The following is a 23,181-nucleotide window of genomic DNA, read 5'->3' as shown; positions in this document are numbered from 1 at the left end:
AGTGTCCGCCCGCGGCCGGGGTGTCGCTGGCGGGAATCGGACATGGCACTGACGCTGGGGGCGCCCAGACAGCTGGGCACCCCCAGGGGGCCGGGCGAGGCTCGAGGAGGGGCGAGACGGAGGATCACGGCCCCGTCAGTGCCGCCACCCCATCAGTGCCACCGGCCCGTCACTGCCACCGGCCCGTCACTGCCACCGGCCCCGCTTTGCCTCCATCGCCGCCCGGCCCAGCGCGCCCTTGCGCTTCCAGTCCCGTTTGATCTCCGCACGCACCCGCGCGTCGGTCTTGGCGACGATCCACTGGTTCTCGCGCATCAGCTTGCGGTAGCTCTCCAGCCGCCGCTCGGGCAGCTCACCGGCGTCGATGGCGGCGAGCACCGCGCAGCCGGGTTCGCTGCCGTGGGCGCAGTCGTGGAAGCGGCACCGCTCGGCCAGTTCCTCGATCTCGGAGAACACCTGGCCGACCCCGCTCTCGGCGTCCCACAGCCCGACCCCGCGCAGTCCGGGCGTGTCGATCAGCACACCGCCGCCGGGCAGCGCGAGGAGGTTGCGGGTGGTGGTCGTGTGGCGGCCCTTGCCGTCCGTGTCCCGGGTGGCCCGGACGTCCATCACGTCCTCGCCGAGCAGCGCGTTGGCGAGGGTCGACTTGCCGGCGCCGGACTGCCCTAGCAGCACGGAGGTGCCCTGCGAGACGGAGGCGACGAGCACGTCGAGGCCGTCCCCCGTCAGGGCGCTGACCGGCAGCACCGTCACGCCGGGCGCCGTCGTCTCCACGTCCTGGACGAGATACGACAGCCCCACCGCGTCCGGTACGAGGTCGGCCTTGGTCAGCACGACCATCGGCTGGGCGCCCGACTCCCAGGCCAGCGCCAGGAACCGCTCGATGCGGCCGAGGTCGACCTCGGCGGCCAGGGAGACCGCGACGATCGCGTGGTCGACGTTGGCGGCGAGGATCTGGCCCTCGGAGCGCTTGGAGGAGGTGGACCGCACGAAGGCGGTGCGGCGCGGCAGCAGCGTCCGCACATACCGCGGATCGCCGCCGTCGGGATCCACGGCGGCCCAGTCGCCGGTGCACACCACCTTCATCGGGTCACGCGGAACGACGAACTCCGTGTCCGCGCGCACCGTGCCGGCCGGCGTGACGAGATCGCACTGCCCCCGGTCGACCCGGACCACCCGGCCCGGCAGCAGCCCCCGCTCCGCGTACGGGGCGAACTCGGCTTCCCAGCCCGCGTCCCAGCCGTACGGGGCCAGCGGGTGCGGCGAAGCCGAAGAGAGCGAAGAAGAGAGCGATGAAGAGGAGAGATTCAAGGGGAACCCTTCACAAGGGCGGCCCCGGCACAGCGCTCACAGGCGCGAAGAAGGATGACGAGTGGTCAGCCGGAGACCGCGGAGGTGGAATGGATGCTCTTCTGGTCGCGGGCAACGCCCATCGCAAAGACAGCCATCGGTCACACCTCCCGTTCCTCACGCAGCCGACGGCGGCGGCCGGCGGCCGCCGCGAGAAGCAGACATCACCTTAGAGTCGCGCGCACTCGGGCGCCACCGTATTTCCGTCCGTGTCGCCAGGAGGCCTCCGGACCGCACACCGCCGCCACCGAGCAGTGATCCGCCACGGGCCGCCGGTCTGTGCTATGGTTCCGGGGTTGCAGTTGCGGTACCCATGAACGTATGTGCGCCTGATTGGAATGTCTCCCTTCAGGCGCATTATTTGTTTTCCGGCATCTCCGGATGGGGCCTCTGCCTACAGAAGGAGAATTGTCATGGCACAGGGAACCGTGAAGTGGTTCAACGCCGAAAAGGGTTTCGGCTTCATCCAGCAGGACGGCGGCGGCCCCGACGTCTTCGCCCACTACTCGAACATCCAGACCCAGGGCTTCCGTGAGCTCCAGGAGGGTCAGCGCGTCTCCTTCGACGTCACGCAGGGCCAGAAGGGCCCGCAGGCGGAGAACATCGTCCCCGCCTGATCGCCGGACGCGCATCCGCTCACCGTGGTCCGCACCGTCATGGTGCGGACCACGGTTTGTGCTGTTTCCAGGAAGGCAGACAACCGCATGTCCCGCAGGCCCCAGAAGTCGTCGAAGCGACGCGCCTCGTCCCCCCCGTCGTCCGCGGCGTCGCCAAGGGAGTTCCGGCTGCCGGAGAGCACCACACCCGCGCTCCCCGCCGTCGAGGACTTCGCCGGTCTGGACATGCCCGCGGCGCTGCTGAAGACCCTCACCGCGCAGGGCGTCGTCACCCCTTTCCCCATCCAGGCCGCCACGCTGCCCAACTCGCTCGCCGGCCGTGACCTGCTGGGCCGGGGACGTACCGGCTCCGGCAAGACCCTCGCGTTCGGGCTCGCGCTCCTGGCCCGCACGGCGGGGCTGCGCGCGGAGCCCAAGGCGCCCCTCGCCCTGGTGCTGGTGCCCACCCGTGAACTCGCCCAGCAGGTGACCGATGCGCTGACCCCCTACGCGACGGCGGTCCACCTCCGACTGGCCACCGTGGTGGGCGGACTGTCCATCACCAAGCAGGCCCATACCCTCCGGCGCGGCGCCGAGGTGCTCGTGGCGACTCCGGGGCGGCTCAACGACCTCGTGGAACGCGGGGACTGCGTGCTCGGCGACGTTCGCATCACGGTGCTGGACGAGGCCGACCAGATGACCGACATGGGCTTCCTGCCGCAGATCACCAAGCTGATCGAGCGCGTACGGCCCGACGGACAGCGCATGCTCTTCTCGGCCACCCTGGACCACAACATCGACCGCCTGGTGCAGCGGTTCCTGACCGACCCCGTGGTGCACTCCGTGGACCCGTCGGCGGGAGCGGTGACCACCATGGAGCACCACGTGCTGCATGTGCAGGACGAGACCGACAAGAAGGCGGTCACCGCGCGCATCGCCGCACGCGACGGCCGGGTCATCCTGTTCCTCGACACCAAGAGGTCCGCCGACCGGCTCGCCAAACGGCTCCTGGCCGTCGGTGTCCGCGCGGCGGCACTGCACGGGGGCCGCTCCCAGCCGCAGCGGAACCGCACCCTGGATCAGTTCAGGCACGGCCAGGTCACCGCCCTGGTGGCGACGAACGTCGCGGCCCGGGGCATACACATCGACGACCTCGACCTCGTCGTGAACGTCGATCCCCCCACCGACCACAAGGACTACCTCCACCGGGGCGGACGCACGGCCCGCGCCGGCGGCTCCGGCAGCGTGGTCACCCTGGTCCTGCCCGACCAGCGGCGGGACGTCACCCGGCTCATGTCGGACGCGGGCATCCGCCCGCGGACGGCCCACGTCAAGTCGAGCGACGCGGAACTGGCCACCATCACGGGCGCCCGCGAGCCGTCCGGCGTGCCCGTCATCATCGAAGTCCCCCAGCAGGCGACGCCGGCGGCATCCCGCCCGGACCGGAAGACCGGAACCGAGCCCGGCAGGCGGTCCGGCCGCCGACGCCGCAACGGCGGCGGGCCCGGCACGGCGGCCGGTACCGCCACCAGGACGGGGAGCCGGGGCTCGGGCCGCCGGTCCCCCGCCGGTGCGGCAGCAGCCGGTGACACCTCCGCCACCGGCGGTCGGGACTCTGCCCGCCGGGCCGGGTCCGCCGCGGCCACCGGTGGTGGCGCCGGCACGGGCGGCCGCGGTGCCGACCGCCGAGCCGCGGCCGGTGCGGCGGCCGGCACCGCATCCGGCGAGAAGGCCCGCGGATCACGCCGCCGAACGGCGGCCGGCGCCGCCACGGGGGGCGCCGCCGGCACCAGCGGTCGCGGCTCCGACCGCCGAGGCAACCGCCGCACCACGGCCACCTAGGGTCTCTCATCCGGATCAGGCCGGATCAGGGAGCCGGGCCCGGCACGGCGCCTCGCCGCGTCGTCGTCGGCCGCCGATGCTCAGGACCGGGTCACCGCCCTGCCGTTGACGCCTGGTGTGCTGCCGCGGCCGTTCGGTGCGCGCCGTCGGCGGTGAGTGCGTGCAGGATCTCCTCGACGCTCTGTTTGGCGTCGCCGAAGAGCATGCCGCTGTTCTCGCGGAAGAACAGCGGGTTCTGCACGCCCGCGTAGCCGGAGGCCATGGAGCGCTTGAAGACGATGACCTGTTCCGCCTCCCAGACCCGCAGCACCGGCATGCCCGCGATCGGGCTGTCCGGGTCCTCGGTCGCGGCGGGGTTGACGGTGTCGTTCGCGCCGATGACCAGGACGACCGAGGTGTCGGCGAAGTCGTCGTTGATCTCGTCCATTTCCAGGACGATGTCGTACGGCACCTTCGCCTCCGCGAGCAGCACGTTCATGTGCCCGGGCAGGCGACCGGCGACGGGGTGGACGCCGAAGCGGACTTCCACTCCCCGGTCGCGCAGTTGCCGCGTCAGCTCCGCGACCGGGTGCTGGGCCTGGGCGACGGCCATGCCGTAACCGGGGGTGATGATCACGGAGCGGGCCCGGGCGAGCATCTCGGCGGCCTCCGCGGCTCGCACCTCGCGGTGCTCGCCCTGCTCCTCCGCGCCGCCGGACGGCGCCTCGATGCCGAAACCGCCGGCGATCACGGAGAGGAAGGAACGATTCATCGCATGGCACATGATGTAGGACAGATAGGCACCGGAGGAGCCGACCAACGCGCCCGTGACGATGAGCAGGTTGTTGTCGAGGAGGAACCCGGCCGCGGCGGCCGCCCATCCGGAGTAGCTGTTCAGCATGGAGACGACGACGGGCATGTCCCCGCCGCCGATCGAGGCGACCAGGTGCCAGCCCAGGACCAGCGCCAGAACGGTCACCGCGATCATCAGTGACAGGTTCGGACTGATCGTGAACCAGACGGTGAGCGCGACGAACGCGACGAGAGCCCCGATGTTGAGCGCGTTCTTGCCCGGCAGCATCAGCGGACGGGACTTGATGCGGGCGGAGAGCTTGAGGAACGCGACGATGGAGCCGGTGAAGGTGACGGCACCGATGAAGATGCCGATGAACACCTCGGCGTGGTGGATGCCCAGCAGGTCGGCGCCGATCCGGGTCTGCGCCGTGCCGTGCGCCTCCACCTCCAGGTAGCTGTTCCAGCCCACCAGCACCGCGGCGAGGCCGACGAAGCTGTGCAGGACCGCGATCAGTTCGGGCATCTGCGTCATCTCGACACGGCGGGCCCGCCACAGGCCGATCGCCGCGCCCAGCGCCATGGCCAGCACGATCAGGGCCACCGCCCCGGCGGTGATGCTCTGCGCCGCCAGCACGACCGTGGCGACCAGGGCGAGGGCCATGCCGGCGATGCCGTAGACGACGCCGGCGCGGGAGGTGCGGTGCTGGGACAGGCCGGCCAGGCTGAGGATGAACAGCAGCGCGGCGACCAGGTCGGCAGCGTGGGAGGCTGTCAGGGAGGTCATCTCGGCTCAGCCTTTCGAGAACATGGACAGCATGCGGCGGGTGACGGCGAAACCTCCGAAGACGTTGACGCTCGTCAGAAGGATCGCGACGAAGGACAGCGCGGTGACGATCGCTCTCTCGTGCCCGATCTGCAGCAGGGCGCCGATGACGACGATGCCGGAGATCGCGTTGGTCACCGACATCAGCGGTGTGTGCAGCGCGTGGTGCACCTTGCCGATGACGTAGTAGCCGATCACCACCGCCAGGGCGAACACGGTGAAGTTCCCGGCGAGTTGGGCGGGGGCGAAGGCGACCAGCAGGAACATCGCGAGCATGCCGAGCCCGATCAGGGCGAAGCGTGCCTTCGGCGTCGGCCCGGTTTGCCCGGACGGCTTGGGCTCCGGCTCGGCGGTCGTGGTCTGCGCGGCCGGGGCGGCCGATACGGACACGGGCGGCGGCGGCCAGGTGACGGCCCCGTCCCGCACCACGGTCACGGCCCGCTGCACGACGTCCTCGAAGTCGATCACCAGCCGGCCGTCCTTGCCGGGCGTGAGCAGCTTCAGCAGGTTCACCAGGTTGGTGCCGAACAGCTGCGAGGCCTGAGCGGGCAGCCGGGAGGCGAGGTCGGTGTAGCCGATGATGGTCACGCCGTTGTCGGTGACCACCGCGCGCCCCGGCACGGTGCCCTCGACGTTGCCGCCCTGGGCGGCGGCCATGTCGACGACGACGCTGCCCGGCTTCATGACGGCCACGTCCCGGGCGGTCAGCAGGCGAGGCGCCGGCCGGCCCGGGATCAGCGCGGTGGTGATCACGATGTCCACGTCCTGCGCCTGGGCGTGGTAGAGCTCGGCGGCGGCGCGGTCGTAGTCGGCCGAGGTCGCCCTGGCGTACCCGTCGGTGCTCGTCTCCTGGGCGACGTCCACCGGCAGGTACTCGCCGCCGAGCGACTTCACCTGGTCGGCCACCTCCGGCCGCGGGTCGGTGGCCCGCACGACCGCACCGAGGCTGGAGGCCGCGCCGATCGCCGCGAGACCGGCCACGCCCGCGCCCGCGACGAGCACCTTCGCCGGCGGCACCTTGCCCGCCGCGGTGACCTGCCCGGTGAAGAACCGGCCGAAGACGTGGGCGGCCTCGATGACCGCCCGGTATCCGGCGATGTTCGCCATCGACGACAGCACGTCCATCGACTGGGCGCGCGAGATACGCGGCACCGCGTCCAGCGCCAGAGCGCTGATCCCGGCGTCGGCGAGCGCCTGAAGCAACTCGGGCCGCCCGGCGGGAGCCAGCAGGCCCACCAGGGCCGCGCCCTGTCGCAATCGGCCGATCTCCGAGTCGGAGGGGGCGTTCACCTTCAGGACGACATCCGCGGTCCAGGCCTCGCCGATCTCGGCGCCGGCATCGACATAGGCTTGGTCGCCGAAGCCGGAGGCCTCGCCGGCCTCGGGCTCCACCACGACCTCGTAACCGAGGCCCAGCAGCTGACGCACTGTCGCGGGAGTCGCCGCGACACGGGTCTCCCCGGAGGCGGACTCGGTCACGACGCCGATGCGCTGCGGTGGCTGGTGCGCGGGTTCACGTGAAGACATGTCTCGTGTTCTCTCCTCTGGGGAGGCTTTGACGGGGCATCCGTGATCGATCGGGCGTTCGTCGGCCCTGTCCCCGGTGGGCACGGGGTCTCCGGGGGCGGAGCCGCAGGTACATACCTACCCTTCCCCTCGAGAACGTCGTGCCCGTTTCAGGACAGTCACCGAAGAGGGCTGTTCCTGCCTCCCCGGTGTGCCCCGGTCGGGTGTGCGCCGTCACGTCGTGGTGCAGGCGCGGCCGTTGAGGGTGAAGTCGGTGGGTGCGGAGTTGTGGTCGTGCCAGGAGGCGATGAAGCCGAAGGAGAGGGTGCCGGCGGCGGGGACGGTGCGGTCGTAGTCGGCGGCGGTGGCGGTGACGCGGGGGCCGTCCTGGTGGACGGTGGCGTCCCACATCTGGGTGATGTGCTGGCCGTCGCGGAAGGTCCAGCTCGTCCGCCAGGTGTCCAGGGCCCGGGTGGTGGTGACGGTGACGCGGGCCTGGAAGCCGTCGTTCCACTGGTCGGCCAGGTCGTAGCGGACCGAGCAGACCGGGGACGCGCTGCTGGACGGGGCGGGCGTGCGGGAGGGGCCGGAGCCGTCGCTTGATCCGGTCGCGGTGGTGGACGACGAGGTGCCCTGGGGTTCCGGGTCCGGGTCGGCGTGGCCGGAGCCGGTCGCCGTACCGCTCGGGGAGGTCCGGCGGGACGGGGACGCCGGGGCGGTGGACGCGGCCGAGCCACGGGCCGAGTGCGGTGAGGGGTCTGCGGAGGGCAGGGTGAATCCGCCGTCAGCGACCGGCCGGCCCTCCCCCTCGCCGCCGGCGGAGTCGTTCGCCGAGCCGCCGAACGGCATCAGCGACACGGTCAGTGCCAGCGCCGACAGCGCCACCGCCGCCGCGAGCAGGCTGCCGCGCACCACCCGGGCCCGGCCCGCTCCGGTCCCCGGCGGATCGGCGCTCTCGGTGCCGGCGGCGGCGCGTGGCGGACCGAGGCGTACCTCGGCGGCCCGGCGGCGGCGCTCCAGATAGGCGAGGCCGCCCCAGCCGATCACACCGCCGGCCAGGGCGGCGGGCAGTCCGCCGCCGTGCGGCCGGAGGCAGGCGGCGGCCTCCGCGCACCGCACGCACGTGGCCAGGTGCCGGGACAGGTCCTCGGGTGCCTCGCCGGCGGGCGCGGAGCGGGTGACGGCGTCCAGCAGCCGGGCGTAGCGGCGGCACTCGGCGTCCATCGGGGAGTCGAGGTGGTTGCGCCGGCAGCGGTCCCGGAACAGGGACCGGACCTGGTCCAGTTCCTCGGAGACGGCCGCCGGGTCGAGCCCGAGCCGGCGGGCCACGACGACCAGCGGCAGCGCCTCCACCTCGGCCAGCCACAGCAGCGCGGCGTCCGCCTCCTGGAGATCCCGCAGTCCGCGCAGCGCCAGGGGGCGAAGCGGCGGCGGGCCCGGATAGCGGGCGGCACGGTCGGAGTTGAGCCACAGCCGCAGATCCGGGTCGAGCCGGTCACCGAGCCCGCCGGCCTCCCAGGAGGCGGCCGTGGTGCGTACCGCGGTCAGCATCAGCGGGATCGCGGGCAGGCGGGGCGTACGGCGGCCGCGGGACGCCCCGGCGTCGGCGGCGCGCACCTCGCGCAGGCCGAGCGCGAACGCCTCCGTGGCCAGTTCGTGCGCCGCCGCGGCGCCGGCCGTGCACAGGTCGGCGTAGGAGAGCACGGCGTCCCAGCACTCGGCCCACAGCGCCGCCTCGGTGGCGTCCTTGGGGCTCGGCTGCTCGGGCATGGGTCTCCTGCGTCCACGGGCGAGGTCGACTGACCGTGTTCACAGCGGAGTTGGGGTGCGGCCTCGCGGCAGGGCCCGAGCTTCGCACGTCCCGGACACGACTGACAAGCCGCGTATGGGGATGGCGAGCCGCGTGTTCCGCTGCCGTGACCCGCGCCGCCGGCCCCGGCTCCGCTCCGTCATCTCCGTGATACGGATCGGCGCCGCATCCTGCTCACGGCGCGCGGAGAACCGCACCGGCGCCCGTCAGCCGCCGGGCCCTGCTCCGCGCGCTGTCCCGCCCCTTCCTACGCCCTCTCCGGCGCCGTCTCCTTCTCGCGCGCCGCGCCGTCCGCCGCGTCGTCCGCGGCATCGTCCGCCGGCAGGCTGTCCATGAACGAGCTGACCGAGAAGACGGCGCGGCCGGGTCCGGGCGGGCCGTAGCCGGGGGGCGAGGAGAGACCGAAGTCGTCCATGGTGGCGCGGTAGGCCTCCAGCAGCCGGATGTGGTACTCCAGCGGCGCGCCCTGCGGGTTGGCCTTGCCGAGCGGGGTGGTGGGCTCCGGGCACCAGGTGGTGAAGCGGGGCGTGATGCCGTGCGACATGAAGAAGCGCAGGCCCTCGGTGGTGGAGGCGATGGCCTCGTCGACCGTGGTGAAGCCGAACGGCTCGGCCATCTCCACGCCCGCGACGAAGTTGGGGATCACGTTGCGCGCCCCGAAGACGTCCGCGGAGTCCAGGATGCGCCGGTGCCACTCGTCCCGGCCGACGTAGCGCTCCTTGCCGGGGCAGTACAGCTCGAACAGGCGCCGGTCCCACACCTCGAAGTTGGGGTGGTAGATCTGCACGCCGTAGTCCTTGAACCGCTGCACGTCGTCCTTGGGCAGCGCCTGGGCGACGACCTTGCCGATCCAGCGGCCGGGGAAGCGCTGCTCGATGGCCTTGGCGTAGTGGCCGTAGAAGTCGGCCTCGTCGCGGCCCGCCACCTTGGACGTGATCGCGCCGCCGGTCAGCGTGTACGCGGTGGACGCCTTCTGGGTGTCGTACCGGTCGATGATCTCGAGGGCTTCGAGGACCTCCTCGACGTCCTTCACGCCCGTGTAGGGCCGGCCGGCGGCCTTGTGCTGACGCCAGTTGTGGTTGATGTCGCAGTACTGGCACTCCTCCTTGGCGCCGAAGTACTGGCAGACCCGGAAGACGGTCAGGTAGATCAGGTAGCCCCACTGGATGGTGGGGGCCACCTCCATGACGGACTTCCCGTTGGCGAGGGTGTGCCGGTAGTACTCCGGCATGGGCGGCACTCCGACGTCGGCGATGCGCCGGCCGTCGAGGTAGAGGCCGAGCAGGCCCTCGTCGTCGGCGGCCACGCGGTAGGGCGAGGCGGGATTCACCCGAACGGAGACGACGGTGCGCCGCAGGTCGTACGGGCCGCCGGTGAGGATGATCTCCTCGGGCGGGCGCCTGAGCGCGGCCTCGCCCAGCTCGGGGAGGGTGCCGTGGTCGAAGGAGAAGATGAAGTACGACTTCGGCTTCACCTCGCCGCTCTCGTTGTCACTGAGCGCGGAGGGGTCGAAGGCCACCCCGCCCCGCAGCAGGTCCTCCTTGAAGACGGCCTCCCGCGGCACATGTGGAAAGCGCTCCATCAGATCCTCGACCAGCGCGGTACGGCTGCCCATCCCGTCTCTCCTCCTGGCTCGGTGCGTACGACTCCTCACGGTATGCCCCCGCCCGCGGCGCGGCCGTGCCGGGTCCCCTTCGCACCCGTCGGCGGGGCGGGGGCGGGGCTCGGGGAATTAGTATGGTGGCTTGACAAAATAAGACGACATCACCGACCGTCGGGTAGGTTCCCTCGGCATACGGGCGCACGACGGGAGTCCGACGACAGGCCTGGACGCCCTGGGGAGGGACGACGACATGAGCGGGACCGTGACCAACTGGGCGGGCAACATCGTCTACACCGCCGCGGAGGTGCACCGGCCGGACTCGGTCGAGGAGCTGCGCGCGGTGGTCGCCGAGAGCGCGGCGGTGCGCGCCCTGGGCAGCGGGCACTCCTTCAACGAGATCGCCGACCCGGGCGCCGGCGGCGTACTGCTCCGCCTGGACGCGCTGCCGGCCGAGGTGGACGTCGACACGGCGGCCCGCACGGTCCGGGTCGGCGGCGGGGTCCGGTACGCGGAACTGGCCCGCCGGGTCCACGCGCACGGGCTGGCGCTGCCCAACATGGCGTCCCTGCCGCACATCTCGGTGGCCGGCTCGGTGGCGACCGGCACCCACGGCTCGGGGGTGACCAACGGGCCGCTCGCGGCGGCGGTGCGCGAGGTCGAGCTGGTCACGGCGGACGGCTCGACGGTACGGATCGGGAAGGGCGACGCGCGGTTCGGCGGCGCCGTGACGTCCCTCGGGGCGCTGGGCGTGGTCACGGCGCTCACCCTGGACCTGGAGCCGGCCTACGAGGTGGAGCAGCACCTCTTCACCGAACTCCCCCTGGACGGGCTGGACTTCGAGACGGTGGCGGGCGCCGCGTACAGCGTCAGCCTGTTCACCGACTGGCGGGATCCGGGCTTTCGGCAGGTGTGGCTCAAGCGGCGCACCGACCAGGTGCTGCCCGAGTTCCCCTGGGCGGTGCCCGCCAAGGTCGCGCTCCACCCGGTGCCCGGGATGCCGGCGGAGAACTGCACCGAGCAGTTCGGCGTGCCGGGGCCCTGGCACGAGCGGCTGCCGCACTTCCGGGCGGAGTTCACCCCGAGCAGCGGCGCGGAGCTCCAGTCGGAGTACCTGCTGCCGCGCCCCTTCGCCATGGACGCGCTGCACGCCGTCGACCGGATCCGGGAGACGGTCGCCCCGGTCCTCCAGACCTGCGAGGTGCGCACGGTCGCCGCCGACGAGCAGTGGCTGAGCCCGAGCCACGGCCGGGACACGGTGGCGCTGCACTTCACCTGGGTCGAGGACACGGCGGCGGTGCTGCCGGTGGTGCGGCGGCTGGAGGAGACCCTGGAGTCCTTCGGCCCGCGGCCCCACTGGGGAAAGGTGTTCGCCGTGCCGGCCGCCGAGCTGCGCGCGCGGTACCCGCGTCTGGACGACTTCGGGGCGCTGGTGCGCGAGCTGGACCCGGCCGGGAAGTTCACCAACGCCTTCGTACGGGACCTTCTCGGCCGACGATGACCTCCCACGGCGGCCATGGAACCGCCTACTTTCTACAGCCCCTTTCCTAAGCCCTTGTCGAAAGGCCGCCGCAGGCCATAGCCTTGCGGCGGTCTCGGCGAGGGGATGGGGGCAGACGCAGTGAAGCGCACGTCACGGGACATTCGCACCGCGAACCGCTACGAGGTGCTGCGCCAGATCATCGCCCGGTCGCCCACCTCCCGCCAGGAGCTGGCGGCCGCCACCGGGCTCAGCCTCGCCACGGTCGCCACGCTCGTCGGCGAGCTGCTCGACCTGCGCATGATCACCGAGGTGGGGTTCGAGGACTCGGCGGGCGGTCGGCCGCGCGGCCTGGTGGCCGTCGATTCCGCGGGCGGCGCGCTGATCGGCGTGGACATCGCGGAGACGTATGTCAGGGTCGAGCTGTTCGACCTGGCGCTGAACGTGCTGGCCCGCGCCGACGAGGACATGCGGCCCGGCGAGAGCCGTCCCGAGCAGGTGGTCGGCCATGTCGCCGCGGCCGTCGGCTCGGTGGTCGCGCAGGCCGGGGTCGAGGGCGCCCGGGTGCTGGGCGTCGGCGTGAGCGTGCCCGGCCAGGTGGACCGTGACACCGGCGTCGCCGAGTACGCGCCCAACTGGGACTGGCACGACGTACCGCTCCTCGACCTGCTCGCCGAGCACATCGCCTACCCGCTCCACCTGGACAACCCGCTGCGCGCCTGCGCGGTCGCCGAGCTGTGGTTCGGGGCCGCGCGCGGGCGGGGGGACGCGGTGGTGGTCAACCTCGGCACCGGGGTGGGCGCCGGGCTGGCGCTGGGCGGCGGGCTGCACCGGGGCGTCAGCAACAGCGCCGGCGAGTGGGGCCACACCACGCTCGTGCTCGACGGCCGGCTGTGCCACTGCGGCAACCACGGCTGTGTGGAGACGTACGTCGGCGCGCCCGGCATCATGCTGAACCTGCGTGAGCTGAGTCCGCAGAGCCCGCTGCTGCACCCCGGGGACCAGACGGCCACCATCGACGCGCTGGCCCGGGGGGTCGCCGCCGAGGACCCGGTGGCCGTCAAGGTCGTCCGCGACACCGCCCGTTACCTCGGCGCGGCCATCGCCGACCTGGTGAACCTCCTCAACCCCGAGGTGGTCGTGCTCAGCAGCTGGGTCGCGGCGACGCTCGGCGAGCCCCTGCTGCACGAGGTGCGCGAGACCGTCGCCCAGCACGCGCTGAAGCGGCCGTACGCCGCCACCGAGATCGTCCTGTCCCCGATCCCCACCGACCCCGTGTGCCTCGGCGCGGCCACGTTCGCGCTCGAAGGCGCGTTGCAGTCGGTCGGCCAGAGGAACCACAAGCGCACCACCACCGCCGCCAGGGGCCGTACCGCGCCGCCTTCCTGACGAGGCACGGCCCGGCAACAGCACATCTCCCCCGAGGCGCGGCAACAGCACCCAACTCCCCCGCCCCCGGGCAGCCACCCCTTCCCTGTGACCGAGGGCCGCCGGACACCCTGACCCGGCGGCCCTCAACCCGCGTACGCCGTCGGTGCGTTCGGTATCACGAACCGCCCGCAACGCTTCGAACAGACTTCGTCCAACCCCTTGCCGAAGCCTTAGCCGAAGAATAACGTCCCGCCACACCGCAGCCGCAATCGAGACAAGGACGTCAGCATGCCTGCACTGAGCAGCAGCAACTGGGACCGCCGATCGATCCTCCGGGCCGCCGCGGGCCTGGCCGCCGCCGGCACGCTCGCCGCCTGCGGCAGCAACAACGGCCGGGGCTCGGGGAGCGGGTCGGGCGAGCACCTCGCCCAGATGTTCCACGCCTACGGCGAGGCGGGGACGGAGCAGGCGGTCAAGCGGTACGCCGCCGCCTACAAGGGCGCACAGGTTTCCACGCAGTGGATCACCGGGTCGAACTTCGAGAGCAAGCTCTTCGCGAGCCTGCTCACGAAGAACGCGCCGGACGTGTTCGAGTTCCACCCGCAGTACCAGCTCATCAAGAGCGGCCAGGTCGCCGACCTGACCGACCTCATCGAGCCGGTCAAGGACGACTTCAACCAGGCGGACATCGCCTCGCACACGGTGGACGGCAAGATCTACGGCATCCGCATGATCGACGACCCGCAGTTCTTCTTCTACCGGAAGTCGCTGCTGGAGAAGGCGGGCATAGAACCGCCCACGACCCTGGAGGAGCTGATCGAGGCCGCCGCCAAGCTCACCACCGACAAGGTCAAGGGCGTCTTCCTCGGCAACGACCTGCACGCCGTCATCCAGCCGCTGTTCTACTCGGCCGGCGCCGACACCCTCACCGACGACAACAGGATCGCCTACCACACGGACGGCGTCGTCGAGGGCCTGAAGCAGCTGCGCAAGCTCTTCACCAGCGGCGACCTGCTGCTGGACGCCCCGGCCGACTACTGGGACCCCTCCGCGCTCAACCAGGGCCTGTGCGCCATCCAGTTCTGCGGCATGTGGGCCATGCCGCAGTTCCAGCAGACCCTCGGCGACGACCTCGGCATCATGCCGTTCCCGAAGGTCGGCGCCGGCGGGAAGCCCTCCGTCTACAACGGCGGCTGGTCGGTCTTCGTCAACGCCAAGAGCGAGAACCTCGACGCGGCCAAGGAGTACGTGAAGTGGCTGTGGATCGACCAGAAGAAGTACCAGGAGGACTGGGCTCTGTCCTACGGCTTCCACATCCCGCCGCGCACCTCCATCGCCCGGTCCGCCACCAAGCTGAAGTCCGGCCTGCCGGCGGAGGGCGTGAAGCTGTTCGACGAGTACGGCCACTTCGACCGGATCGGCTGGACCCAGGCCATGATCACCGCGACGGAGAACGTCTTCGCCGACTGCGTGCGCAAGAACGGTGACCCGGAGGCCGCCCTCGACACGTGCGACAAGACGGTGAACGCCGAGCTGAAGAAGCTCTTCGGATAGGCCGGCGGACGGATCACGACATGTCGACGACCACGACGCGCGGACTGGCGGGCCCCGCCCCGGCCGAGGCCTCCCCGGCCAGGCCGCGGCGGGGGCTGCGCGGCAGCCGCACCTTCAACTTCTGGCTCTTCACCAGCCCGTTCCTCATCGGGCTGATCGTCTTCGTCTACGTACCCATCGGCTGGAGCGTCTATCTCAGCTTCTTCGAGGCCCGGTTCACGGTCACGCCCAGCGACTTCGTCGGCCTGGGCAACTACCGGGAGATCCTGACGGACGGCAACTTCACCGGCTCCCTCGTCACCTTCACCGTGTTCGCCCTGTTCATCGTGCCCACCACATGGGCGGTCTCCCTGGGCCTGGCGCTGCTGGTGAACCGGCTGCGGTTCATGCGGGCCTTCTTCCGGTCGGTGTTCTTCCTTCCGACGGCGTGCAGTTATGTCGCCGCCTCGCTGATCTGGAAGATGTCGATCTTCAACGGGGTGCGCTTCGGTCTGGCGAACACCGTCCTCGGCGTGTTCGGTGTGGACAACACCGCCTGGCTCGCCGACCCCAGCCCGCCGTGGTACTGGCTGGTCATCGTCACCGCCCGCCTGTGGCTCCAGTCCGGCTTCTACATGATCCTCTTCCTGGCCGCGCTGCAGAACATCCCGCGGGAGCTGTACGAGGCCGCCGCCATCGACGGCGCCAGGCGCGGCTGGCAGACCTTCCGGTACATCACGCTGCCGCAGCTGCGCGCCACCTCCACGGCCGTGATCCTGCTGCTGATCGTGGCCGCCTATCAGGCCTTCGACGAGTTCTTCAATCTGCTGTCCAAGACGACCTGGGGACGTCCGCCCCTCGTCGAGCTCTACTACACCGCCCTCGGACAGGACCAGAACTACGGCAAGGGCAGCGCCGGCGCCGTGATCCTCACGCTGCTGATCTGCGTCGTCACCCTGTTCCAGGGCCGGATCATGGGATTCGGAAGGGGTGAGGAGTCCAAGTGACCACGACCACGCCCGAGGCCGGGAAGCCACGCCGCACGAGGCGCGGTGGCGCGGTGATGAGCTCCTCCGGCCTCTACCTCGCCACGGGCCTTGCCGCCGTCCTGTTCCTCGTCCCCTTCTACATCCTGATCCGCAACGCCCTCTCCACCGATCCCGAGATCACCGGCGAGAACTGGAAGTTCTTCCCCACCCACATCCAGTGGGGCAACATCACCGAGCCGTTCCGGGACATGACGGTCGACTTCGGCCAGTCGATGGTGAACTCGCTGATCGTGGCCGTCCTGCACACGGCCGGCACCCTGTTCGTCTGCTCGATGGCCGGCTACGGCCTGGCCCGCATCCCGTACCGGCACGCCAACAAGGTCTTCTACGGTGTCCTGTTCACCCTGATGGTCCCGACCGCTGTCACCTTCGTGCCCAGCTTCGTGCTGGTGTCGTCGCTCGGCTGGGTGGACAGCTACCGGGGCCTGATCGTCCCGGGCCTGTTCACCGGTTTCACCTGCTTCCTGTTCCGGCAGTACTTCCTCGGGTTCCCGAAGGAACTCGAGGAGGCGGCACGGGTGGACGGGCTCGGCTACTGGGGTGCCTACTGGCGCGTCGTCGTCCCGAACTCACTGAACTTCTTCGCGGCCATCGCCACCATCACCTTCATCAACGGCTGGAACTCGTTCCTGTGGCCACTGGTCATCGGCCAGGACCCCAGCGCCTGGACCGTCCAGGTCGCACTGTCCTCGTACATGACCAACCAGACGGTCAACTACCACCTGATCTTCATGGCCACCGCCATTTCCATCCTGCCCCTGCTGTTCGTGTTCCTCTTCCTCCAGCGCTGGCTGGTGCAGGGGATCGCGCAGACCGGTATCAAGGGCTGAGCTAGGAGTCCTATGTCTTTCCCCCGTCGTCGCACCGTCACCGATCACGTCGAGGACGTCTCGCCGGGCTCCGGGGTGCTGCCGCCCCGCGCCCGCTACGCGTCCTCGGACGCCATGTCACTGTCCTTGAACGGAAGCTGGCGGTTCCGGCTGTCGCGCACGGCCGACGCCGAGGACGACTCCTTCGCCGAGCCCGGGTACGACGCCGGGGACTGGGCGGAGGTCGCGGTCCCCGGCCACTGGGTCCTCCAGGGGCACGGCTCGCCCATCTACACCAACCACCTCTACCCCTTCCCCGTCGACCCGCCCCGCGTCCCCATCGAGAACCCGACCGGCGACCACCTGCGCGTCTTCGACCTGCCCGCGGGCTGGCCGGCGGACGGGGGCGCGGCGCTGCGCTTCGACGGTGTCGAGTCCTGCGCCCGTGTCTGGCTCAACGGCACGGACCTCGGCGAGTTCAAGGGCTCCCGGCTGCCGCACGAGTTCGCGGTCGGGCAGCTGCTGCGGCCGGCCGGCAACGTGCTCGCGGTGCGCGTCCACCAGTGGTCGGCGGGCTCCTACCTGGAGGACCAGGACCAGTGGTGGCTGCCGGGCATCTTCCGGGACGTCACCCTGCTGCACCGCCCGGCGGCCTGCGTCCAGGACTTCTTCGTGCACGCCTCCTACGACCACGCGACGGGCGAGGGCACGCTGAGGGTCGACTCGGACGTGGCCGGCCGGGTGACCGTGCCGGCCCTGGACATCGATGTCGCCACGGGCGAGCCGGCGACCGTGCCGGTCCGCCCGTGGACCGCGGAGACGCCGGTGCTCTACGACGGCGTACTGGCCACCGAGGGCGAGCGGGTGCCGCTGCGGATCGGCTTTCGTACGGTGGAGCTGTCGGACGGCCTGATCAAGGTCAACGGCCGCCCGGTCCTCTTCAAGGGCGTCAACCGGCACGAGTGGCACCCGGAGAAGGGCCGCGCGCTGGACCTCGACACCATGCGCGAGGACGTGCTGCTGATGAAGCGGCACAACATCAACGCCGTCCGCACCTCCCACTACCCGCCGCACCCCGCCTTCCTGGACCTGTGCGACGAGTACGGACTGTGGGTGATCGACGAGTGCGACCTGGAGACCCACGGCTTCGTCGAACAGGACTGGCGGGACAACCCGGTGGACGACGACCGCTGGACCCCGGCGCTGCTCGACCGCGCCGCCCGCATGGTCGAACGCGACAAGAACCATCCCTCGGTCGTCATGTGGTCCCTGGGCAACGAGGCCGGCACCGGCCGCGGACTGACCGCCATGGCCGAATGGATCCACGGCCGCGACCCCTCCCGGCCGCTGCACTACGAGGGCGACCGCGACTGCCGGAACACCGACGTGTACTCGCGGATGTACGCCTTCCACGAGGAGGTCGAGCGGATCGGCGAGGGCCTGGACGGCGGCACGCACCGGCGCCGCGAACTCCCCTTCATCCTCTGCGAGTACGGCCACGCCATGGGCAACGGCCCCGGCGGACTCGCCGACTACCAGCGGCTGTTCGAGAGGTACGACCGCCTCCAGGGCGGCTTCGTCTGGGAGTGGATCGACCACGGCATCAAGGACGACCGCTACGGCTACGCCTACGGCGGCGACTTCGGCGAGGAGCTGCACGACGGCAACTTCGTCTGCGACGGCCTGCTGTTCCCCGACCGCCGCCCCTCCCCCGGCCTGATCGAGTTCAAGAAGGTGATCGAGCCGGTCCGGATCGAGGGCGGGGGCGAGGGCCCGGAAGGCATGGTGCGCGTGACCAACCTCCAGGACTTCGCCGATCTGTCGGCGCTCGCCTTCGAGTGGGCGTACCAGGTCGAGGGGGAGACCGTGGAGTCCGGCGCCCTGTCCGTGCCGGCGCTCGCGCCGGGCGAGTCGGCCGACGTGAAGCTGCCCGAGCCACCCGGGGGACATGACGGCGAGACGCACTGGACGGTCCGGGCGCTGCTGGCGTCGGACACCGCGTGGGCCCCGAAGGGGCACGTGGTGGCCTGGGGCCAGGCCACCGTGGCCCCGCGCACGCCGCCGACGGTGCCGGCCACCGAGCGGCCGGTGCGCGGTCCCGCCGGGGATCTGATCACCCTCGGCCCGGCCGTCTTCGATGCCCGCACGGGCGCGTTGCGGCGCGTCGGCGACGTGGAGGTCACCGGGCTGCGGCTGGACGTGTGGCGGGCCCCCACCGACAACGACGACGGCGCCGAGTGGCAGACCGACACCCGCTACGGCCTGCTGTGGCGGCGGCTCGGCCTGCACCGTATGCGGCACCGTCCGGACGCCGTGGAGGCGGGCGAGGACGCGCTGACGGTACGCACCCGGGTGGCGCCCGCCGCCCGGGAGCTGGGCCTGGCGACGGTGTACCGCTGGACGTCGGACGGCGAGAGGCTGCGGCTGACCGTCTCGGTGTCGCCCGAGGGCGACTGGACCGTGCCGCTGCCCCGGCTCGGCATCCGGTTCGGGCTGTCCGCCGCCGACGAGGTGCGGTGGTACGGCGGCGGTCCCGGCGAGGCGTATCCGGACACCCGGTCCGCGTCGCTGATCGCCCGCTGGGACTCCACGGTCGACGAGCTCCAGACGCCGTACGTCCGCCCGCAGGAGAACGGTGCCCGCGCGGACGTCCGCTGGGCCCGGCTCGGCGGCCTGCGGATCGAGGGCGACCCGGAGTTCTGGCTGACGGCCCGGCGCTGGACCAGCGAACACCTGGACGCCGCCCGCCACCTCACCGACCTCACGCCCGGCGCCGCGTCCGACAGCGGCTCCGCCGCGGGGGTGTGGGTCAACCTCGACCACGCCCAGCACGGCATCGGCTCCCAGTCCTGCGGCCCGGGCCCCCTGCCGCGGTACTTCCTGCGGGCCGAGCCCCGGGAGTTCTCGTTCGTCTTCTCCGCGACGGGCTGACGGTTCCCGGTCCGCCTCGATGCGTCGCCTCCTCCTGCCGTGCGGATGCACTAGGCTCTGGCCTAGAGGCTCTAGGCAGGAGGAGGCGACGCCCGTGGGCCGAGCCGGTGTCAGCGTCGAGCGGCTGGTCGCGGCCGCCGCCGAGATGGCCGACGAGGTGGGGTTCGAGAACGTCACGCTGTCCGCGCTGGCGCGCGGTTTCGGGGTGAAGGACGCGAGCCTGTACTCACACGTCAGGAATCTGAAGGAACTGCGCACCCGGCTCGCCCTGTTCGCCGGCGGGGAGATGATCGACCGGATCGCCGCCGCCGTGGCGGGCCGGGCCGGGAAGGACGCGCTGGCCGCGTTCGCCGGTGCCTACCGGGAGTACGCCCACCGCCATCCCGGCCGGTACGCGGCCACCCAGGTCCGGATCGACCAGGACCTCGCCGCCGACTCCCCCGCCATGCGCCGCACCGCCGACATCACCTACGGCATGCTGCGCGCCTACGGCCTGGACGAACCCGACCTCACCGACGCCGTCCGCCTGCTGCGCAGCACCTTCCACGGCTACTGCGCCCTGGAGGCCACCGGCGGCTTCGGCGCGCCCCGGGACGTGGACGCCTCGTGGGACAAGGCCGTCGACGCCCTGCACACGGCGCTCACCCACTGGCCGCGAGAGGAACGCTGACGACATGAGCGACCTGCACCACGACGTGTGCGGCACGGGGCCCGTGCTGCTCCTCTTCCCCGGCGGGGCCGGGCACCCCATGGGGCTGGAGCCGATGACCCGGCGCCTGGCCCGCCGGTTCACCGTCGTCACGTACGACCCGCTCGGCCTGGCCCATGGCCGGCTCGGGCTGCCCGTCGCCGACCAGCGGGCCGAGGAGTGGAGCGACGGCGCGAGCCGGGTGCTCGACGCGGTGCTCCCCGAGGGCGAGTCGGCGTACGTCCTCGGCACCAGCTCCGGCAGCGTCGCCGCCCTGGATCTGCTGGCCCGGCATCCCGAGCGGCTGCGGCACGTCGTCGCCCACGAGCCTCCGTGCGTGGCGGTGCTGCCGGACGGGGCGCGGCAGCGGGAGCGCTTCCGGGAGGTGTACGACGCCTACCGTGCGGCGGGGCCGCAGGCCGCCGGAGCGCGGATGGCCGCCGTGCTGGCGGAACGGACCGTGGAGGACGGCACCCCCGAGGGCCGGCCCCTGACCCGTGAGGAGGAGCTGTCCTCGCCGATGGCCCTCTTCCTGGCCCACGTACTGCGCCGGTTCACCTCGTACGTTCCGCCCGCGGGCCCCCCGGCCGTCCCCCTCACCCTCGCCGCCGGCGTCGGCTCCCGCGGACAGCTGCTCCACCGGACGGCCGTCTTCCTCGCCGAGCGGTACGGCGCCGGCTTCGCCGAGTTCCCGGGCGGGCACATCGGGGCCGTCGAGCAGCCCGAGGCGTTCGCGGACCGGCTCGCCGACGTCCTCACCTCCCGGTGACCACGCTCAGGACAGGTCACCGAGGGCGTCGGCGTAGTACGTGGATCCGGCGAGGTGCCGGGCGAGTTCGCGAAAGCTCCAGCCCTCGCCCGGCGAGTGGTCGAGCTGCTCGGGGGTGAGCGCGTCCAGGCGGTTCGCCCAGATCCGGGCCAGCCGGGTGAGGCGGCTGCGCGCCTCGTCGAGGTCCTCCTCGGTGAAGGGTGCCCGGTCGGCCTCGGTCGTGATCGCCGAGGCGTGCCAGTGGTCCGGGCGCGGCTCCTCACCGGCCAGCCGAGCCTCCAGCTCCGCCAGGTGGTCGATCATGTGGTCGGCGACGCGGCGGATCGCCTTGTGCGGGGTGTAGACGCGGTCGTCGACGGGTGCGGGTGTGCCGTCCCAGGCCGTCCAGGTGGCGGCCAGGGCGAGCACGTGGTCGACCATGGCGGTCACGGAGGCGGCGGGCGTGTCGTGGGCGTTCTCGCTCATGCGGCTCACGCTAGGAGCCGGTTGCTTCGGCGCCGGCCGAAGTGTCCGGGGAACGCCTCGCGCTCCGCCCCGCTCCTCGGTGCCCTCGGCCCGCCGCCCGCTCCCTCATCCCGCCGCGCGTTCCCCGGCACCGCGCTCGACACAGAACTCGTTGCCCTCCGGGTCCGCGAGGACCGCCCAGCCCGTGCCGTCCGGGTTGCGACGGTCGTCGACCAGGGTGGCACCGAGGGCGAGCAGCCGCTCGACCTCCTCGTCACGGGTGCGGTCCTGCGGCTGGAGGTCGAGGTGGACGCGGTTCTTCGCCGTCTTGGCCTCCGGCACGGTGACGAACAGGAGCCCGGCGCCCTCGATCAGCGCCTCCTCGTCACCCGGCTTGTCGTCGTCGTGCACGGGCAGGTCCAGGACCTGTGACCAGAAGACGGCCAGGGCATAGGCGTCGGCGCAGTCGATCGTCGTGTGGCGGATGGCTGAAGTCATACGGGCATCCTGGCAGAGACGTCCACGACCTCGAGCCGGGATTTCTGCGGCGTCAGCCGGCCCTTCACAGACCGTCAGGTGCCGCGGCCGGGTCGGCCGGTCCGGTTGGGGCGAACACCGGCGGACACTCTCGACTAGCGTCGTCCTATGAGCACGAACGGCACGTCCTCCCCTCCCCCCGGCCTCCCCGAAGCCCTCGCCGCCGGGACGGTGGTGCTCGACGGCGGGATGTCCAACCAGCTGGAGGCGGCCGGGCACGACCTGAGCGACGAACTGTGGTCGGCCCGGCTGCTGGCCGAACGGCCGGAGGCGATCACCGAGGCCCACCTCGCCTACTTCGAGGTGGGAGCGGACGTGGCGATCACCGCGGGCTACCAGGCGACGTTCGAGGGGTTCGCACGGCGCGGGATCGGCCGGGAGCGCGCCGCCGGGCTCATCGCGTCGAGCGTGGAGCTGGCCCGGGCCGCGGTGCGGCGGGCGCGCGAGAAGGGTGTCGCACGGCCGCTGTGGGTGGCCGCGTCGGCGGGGCCCTACGGTGCGATGCTCGCCGACGGCTCGGAGTACCGGGGCCGCTACGGGCTGACCGTTCGGGAGCTGGAGCGCTTCCACCGGCCCCGCCTGGAGGTGCTGGCCGCGGCCCGGCCCGACGTGCTGGCCCTGGAGACGGTCCCGGACACCGACGAGGCGGAGGCCCTGCTGCGGGCCGTGCGCGGGCTCGGCGTACCGGTGTGGCTGTCGTACACGGTCGACGGTCCGCGCACCCGCGCCGGTCAGCCCCTGGAGGAGGCGTTCGCCCTGGCCGCCGACGCGGAGGAGGTGATCGCGGTGGGCGTGAACTGCTGCGCGCCCGAGGACGCGGACGCCGCCGTGGCGACGGCCGCCCGGGTGACCGGCAAGCCGGTCGTCGTCTACCCCAACAGCGGCGAGACCTGGGACCCCGGCGCCCGCGCCTGGAACGGCCGCTCCACCTTCACGCCCGACCGCGTCGCGCACTGGCACACCCACGGCGCCCGCCTGATCGGCGGCTGCTGCCGCGTGGGCCCGGCGGCCATCGCGGAGATCGCCCACGCACTGGTCCGGTCATAGCCCCACCGGACGGGACACCCACCGGCCCGGCGATCCGACCCGGCCGACACCCCCGCACGCGCGGGCACGCGGCCTCGCTCGGGCACCGCATACGGCACCGAGGCACGCCAAGCCGCCGGCACCCCGCGGACACGCGCGGCGCTGGCGGCGCGGGCGGGGTGCCGGCGGCGCGGGCGGCGAGCCGGGGCGCGGCCGGCGGCCGGCGGGGCGGGCGGGGGCCCG

General features: G+C 72.1%; 18 protein-coding genes. 11 read left to right on the top strand and 7 right to left on the bottom strand.

The annotated features are described in order from the left end of the window. Positions 1 to 186 precede the first annotated feature (186 nt). Positions 187 to 1,311: a ribosome small subunit-dependent GTPase A gene (gene rsgA, locus ABZ484_RS06005; RefSeq protein ID WP_358864654.1), complete on the bottom strand. Its 1,125-nt coding sequence runs from the start codon at positions 1,309 to 1,311 to the stop codon at positions 187 to 189. A 452-nt stretch (positions 1,312 to 1,763) separates the two neighbouring features. Between rsgA and ABZ484_RS06000 the strand changes: the two genes are divergently transcribed. Together ABZ484_RS06000 and ABZ484_RS05995 are read left to right on the top strand one after the other, a co-directional pair. Beyond that, positions 1,764 to 1,967, top strand: coding sequence for a cold-shock protein (locus tag ABZ484_RS06000; protein WP_028423304.1), 204 nt, complete (start codon positions 1,764 to 1,766; stop codon positions 1,965 to 1,967). An 87-nt stretch (positions 1,968 to 2,054) separates the two neighbouring features. Then, positions 2,055 to 3,788, top strand: a complete 1,734-nt coding sequence (locus ABZ484_RS05995) for a DEAD/DEAH box helicase (RefSeq protein ID WP_358864653.1) — start codon at positions 2,055 to 2,057, stop codon at positions 3,786 to 3,788. Positions 3,789 to 3,879: 91 nt separating this feature from the next. Here the strand turns inward: ABZ484_RS05995 and pntB are convergent, their stop codons facing one another. The 4 genes from pntB to ABZ484_RS05975 form a co-directional block, all read right to left on the bottom strand. Further along, positions 3,880 to 5,346 carry a Re/Si-specific NAD(P)(+) transhydrogenase subunit beta gene (gene pntB / locus ABZ484_RS05990; protein ID WP_358864652.1) on the bottom strand — a complete coding sequence of 489 codons (1,467 nt, stop codon included), beginning with the start codon at positions 5,344 to 5,346 and terminating at the stop codon, positions 3,880 to 3,882. Positions 5,347 to 5,352: 6 nt separating this feature from the next. After that, the gene (locus ABZ484_RS05985) at positions 5,353 to 6,912 is read right to left on the bottom strand and encodes a Re/Si-specific NAD(P)(+) transhydrogenase subunit alpha (protein WP_358864651.1); all 1,560 of its coding nucleotides are present in this window, start codon (positions 6,910 to 6,912) and stop codon (positions 5,353 to 5,355) included. A gap of 213 nt (positions 6,913 to 7,125) precedes the next feature. Next, on the bottom strand, positions 7,126 to 8,661 hold the full coding sequence (locus ABZ484_RS05980) for a cellulose-binding domain-containing protein (protein WP_358864650.1): 1,536 nt from the start codon (positions 8,659 to 8,661) through the stop codon (positions 7,126 to 7,128). Positions 8,662 to 8,948: 287 nt separating this feature from the next. Further along, a complete protein-coding gene (locus tag ABZ484_RS05975) occupies positions 8,949 to 10,316 on the bottom strand; it encodes a radical SAM protein (RefSeq protein WP_358864649.1) in 1,368 nt (455 codons plus the stop codon). A gap of 238 nt (positions 10,317 to 10,554) precedes the next feature. Here ABZ484_RS05975 and ABZ484_RS05970 point away from each other — a divergent pair, with 238 nt between their 5' ends. The 8 genes from ABZ484_RS05970 to ABZ484_RS05935 all read left to right on the top strand — a co-directional run bounded on the left by ABZ484_RS05970 (position 10,555) and on the right by ABZ484_RS05935 (position 20,931). Continuing rightward, the gene (locus ABZ484_RS05970; protein ID WP_358864648.1) at positions 10,555 to 11,802 is read left to right on the top strand and encodes an FAD-binding protein; all 1,248 of its coding nucleotides are present in this window, start codon (positions 10,555 to 10,557) and stop codon (positions 11,800 to 11,802) included. A 120-nt stretch (positions 11,803 to 11,922) separates the two neighbouring features. After that, a complete protein-coding gene (locus ABZ484_RS05965; protein WP_358864647.1) occupies positions 11,923 to 13,170 on the top strand; it encodes an ROK family transcriptional regulator in 1,248 nt (415 codons plus the stop codon). Positions 13,171 to 13,440: 270 nt separating this feature from the next. Continuing rightward, a complete protein-coding gene (locus ABZ484_RS05960; protein WP_358864646.1) occupies positions 13,441 to 14,706 on the top strand; it encodes a sugar ABC transporter substrate-binding protein in 1,266 nt (421 codons plus the stop codon). Between the two features lie 20 nt (positions 14,707 to 14,726). After that, positions 14,727 to 15,692, top strand: a complete 966-nt coding sequence (locus ABZ484_RS05955) for a sugar ABC transporter permease (RefSeq protein WP_358864645.1) — start codon at positions 14,727 to 14,729, stop codon at positions 15,690 to 15,692. Beyond that, a complete protein-coding gene (locus tag ABZ484_RS05950) occupies positions 15,689 to 16,564 on the top strand; it encodes a carbohydrate ABC transporter permease (RefSeq protein WP_358864644.1) in 876 nt (291 codons plus the stop codon). The genes ABZ484_RS05955 and ABZ484_RS05950 overlap by 4 nt, the downstream gene beginning before the upstream one ends. 12 nt (positions 16,565 to 16,576) lie before the next feature. Then, on the top strand, positions 16,577 to 19,474 hold the full coding sequence (locus ABZ484_RS05945; RefSeq protein ID WP_358864643.1) for a glycoside hydrolase family 2 TIM barrel-domain containing protein: 2,898 nt from the start codon (positions 16,577 to 16,579) through the stop codon (positions 19,472 to 19,474). A gap of 94 nt (positions 19,475 to 19,568) precedes the next feature. Next, on the top strand, positions 19,569 to 20,144 hold the full coding sequence (locus tag ABZ484_RS05940) for a WHG domain-containing protein (protein WP_358864642.1): 576 nt from the start codon (positions 19,569 to 19,571) through the stop codon (positions 20,142 to 20,144). A 4-nt stretch (positions 20,145 to 20,148) separates the two neighbouring features. After that, on the top strand, positions 20,149 to 20,931 hold the full coding sequence (locus ABZ484_RS05935) for an alpha/beta hydrolase (RefSeq protein WP_358864641.1): 783 nt from the start codon (positions 20,149 to 20,151) through the stop codon (positions 20,929 to 20,931). A gap of 6 nt (positions 20,932 to 20,937) precedes the next feature. Here ABZ484_RS05935 and ABZ484_RS05930 read toward each other — a convergent pair whose 3' ends face one another. Both ABZ484_RS05930 and ABZ484_RS05925 read right to left on the bottom strand, forming a co-directional pair. Then, a complete protein-coding gene (locus ABZ484_RS05930) occupies positions 20,938 to 21,396 on the bottom strand; it encodes a hypothetical protein (RefSeq protein ID WP_358864640.1) in 459 nt (152 codons plus the stop codon). Between the two features lie 105 nt (positions 21,397 to 21,501). Further along, positions 21,502 to 21,873 (bottom strand): VOC family protein, encoded by a 372-nt coding sequence (locus tag ABZ484_RS05925; RefSeq protein ID WP_358864639.1) that lies wholly within the window; start codon positions 21,871 to 21,873, stop codon positions 21,502 to 21,504. Between the two features lie 147 nt (positions 21,874 to 22,020). Between ABZ484_RS05925 and mmuM the strand changes: the two genes are divergently transcribed. Next, the gene (gene mmuM, locus ABZ484_RS05920) at positions 22,021 to 22,959 is read left to right on the top strand and encodes a homocysteine S-methyltransferase (RefSeq protein WP_358864638.1); all 939 of its coding nucleotides are present in this window, start codon (positions 22,021 to 22,023) and stop codon (positions 22,957 to 22,959) included. The last annotated feature ends 222 nt before the right edge of the window (positions 22,960 to 23,181 follow it).

The sequence above is a fragment of the Streptomyces sp. NPDC006393 genome (assembly GCF_040628575.1).
In the GTDB taxonomy this organism is placed as follows: Bacteria; Actinomycetota; Actinomycetes; order Streptomycetales; family Streptomycetaceae; genus Streptomyces.
Note: the sequence above shows the minus strand (reverse complement) of the source record. Positions and strands in the feature narration are given on the sequence as shown.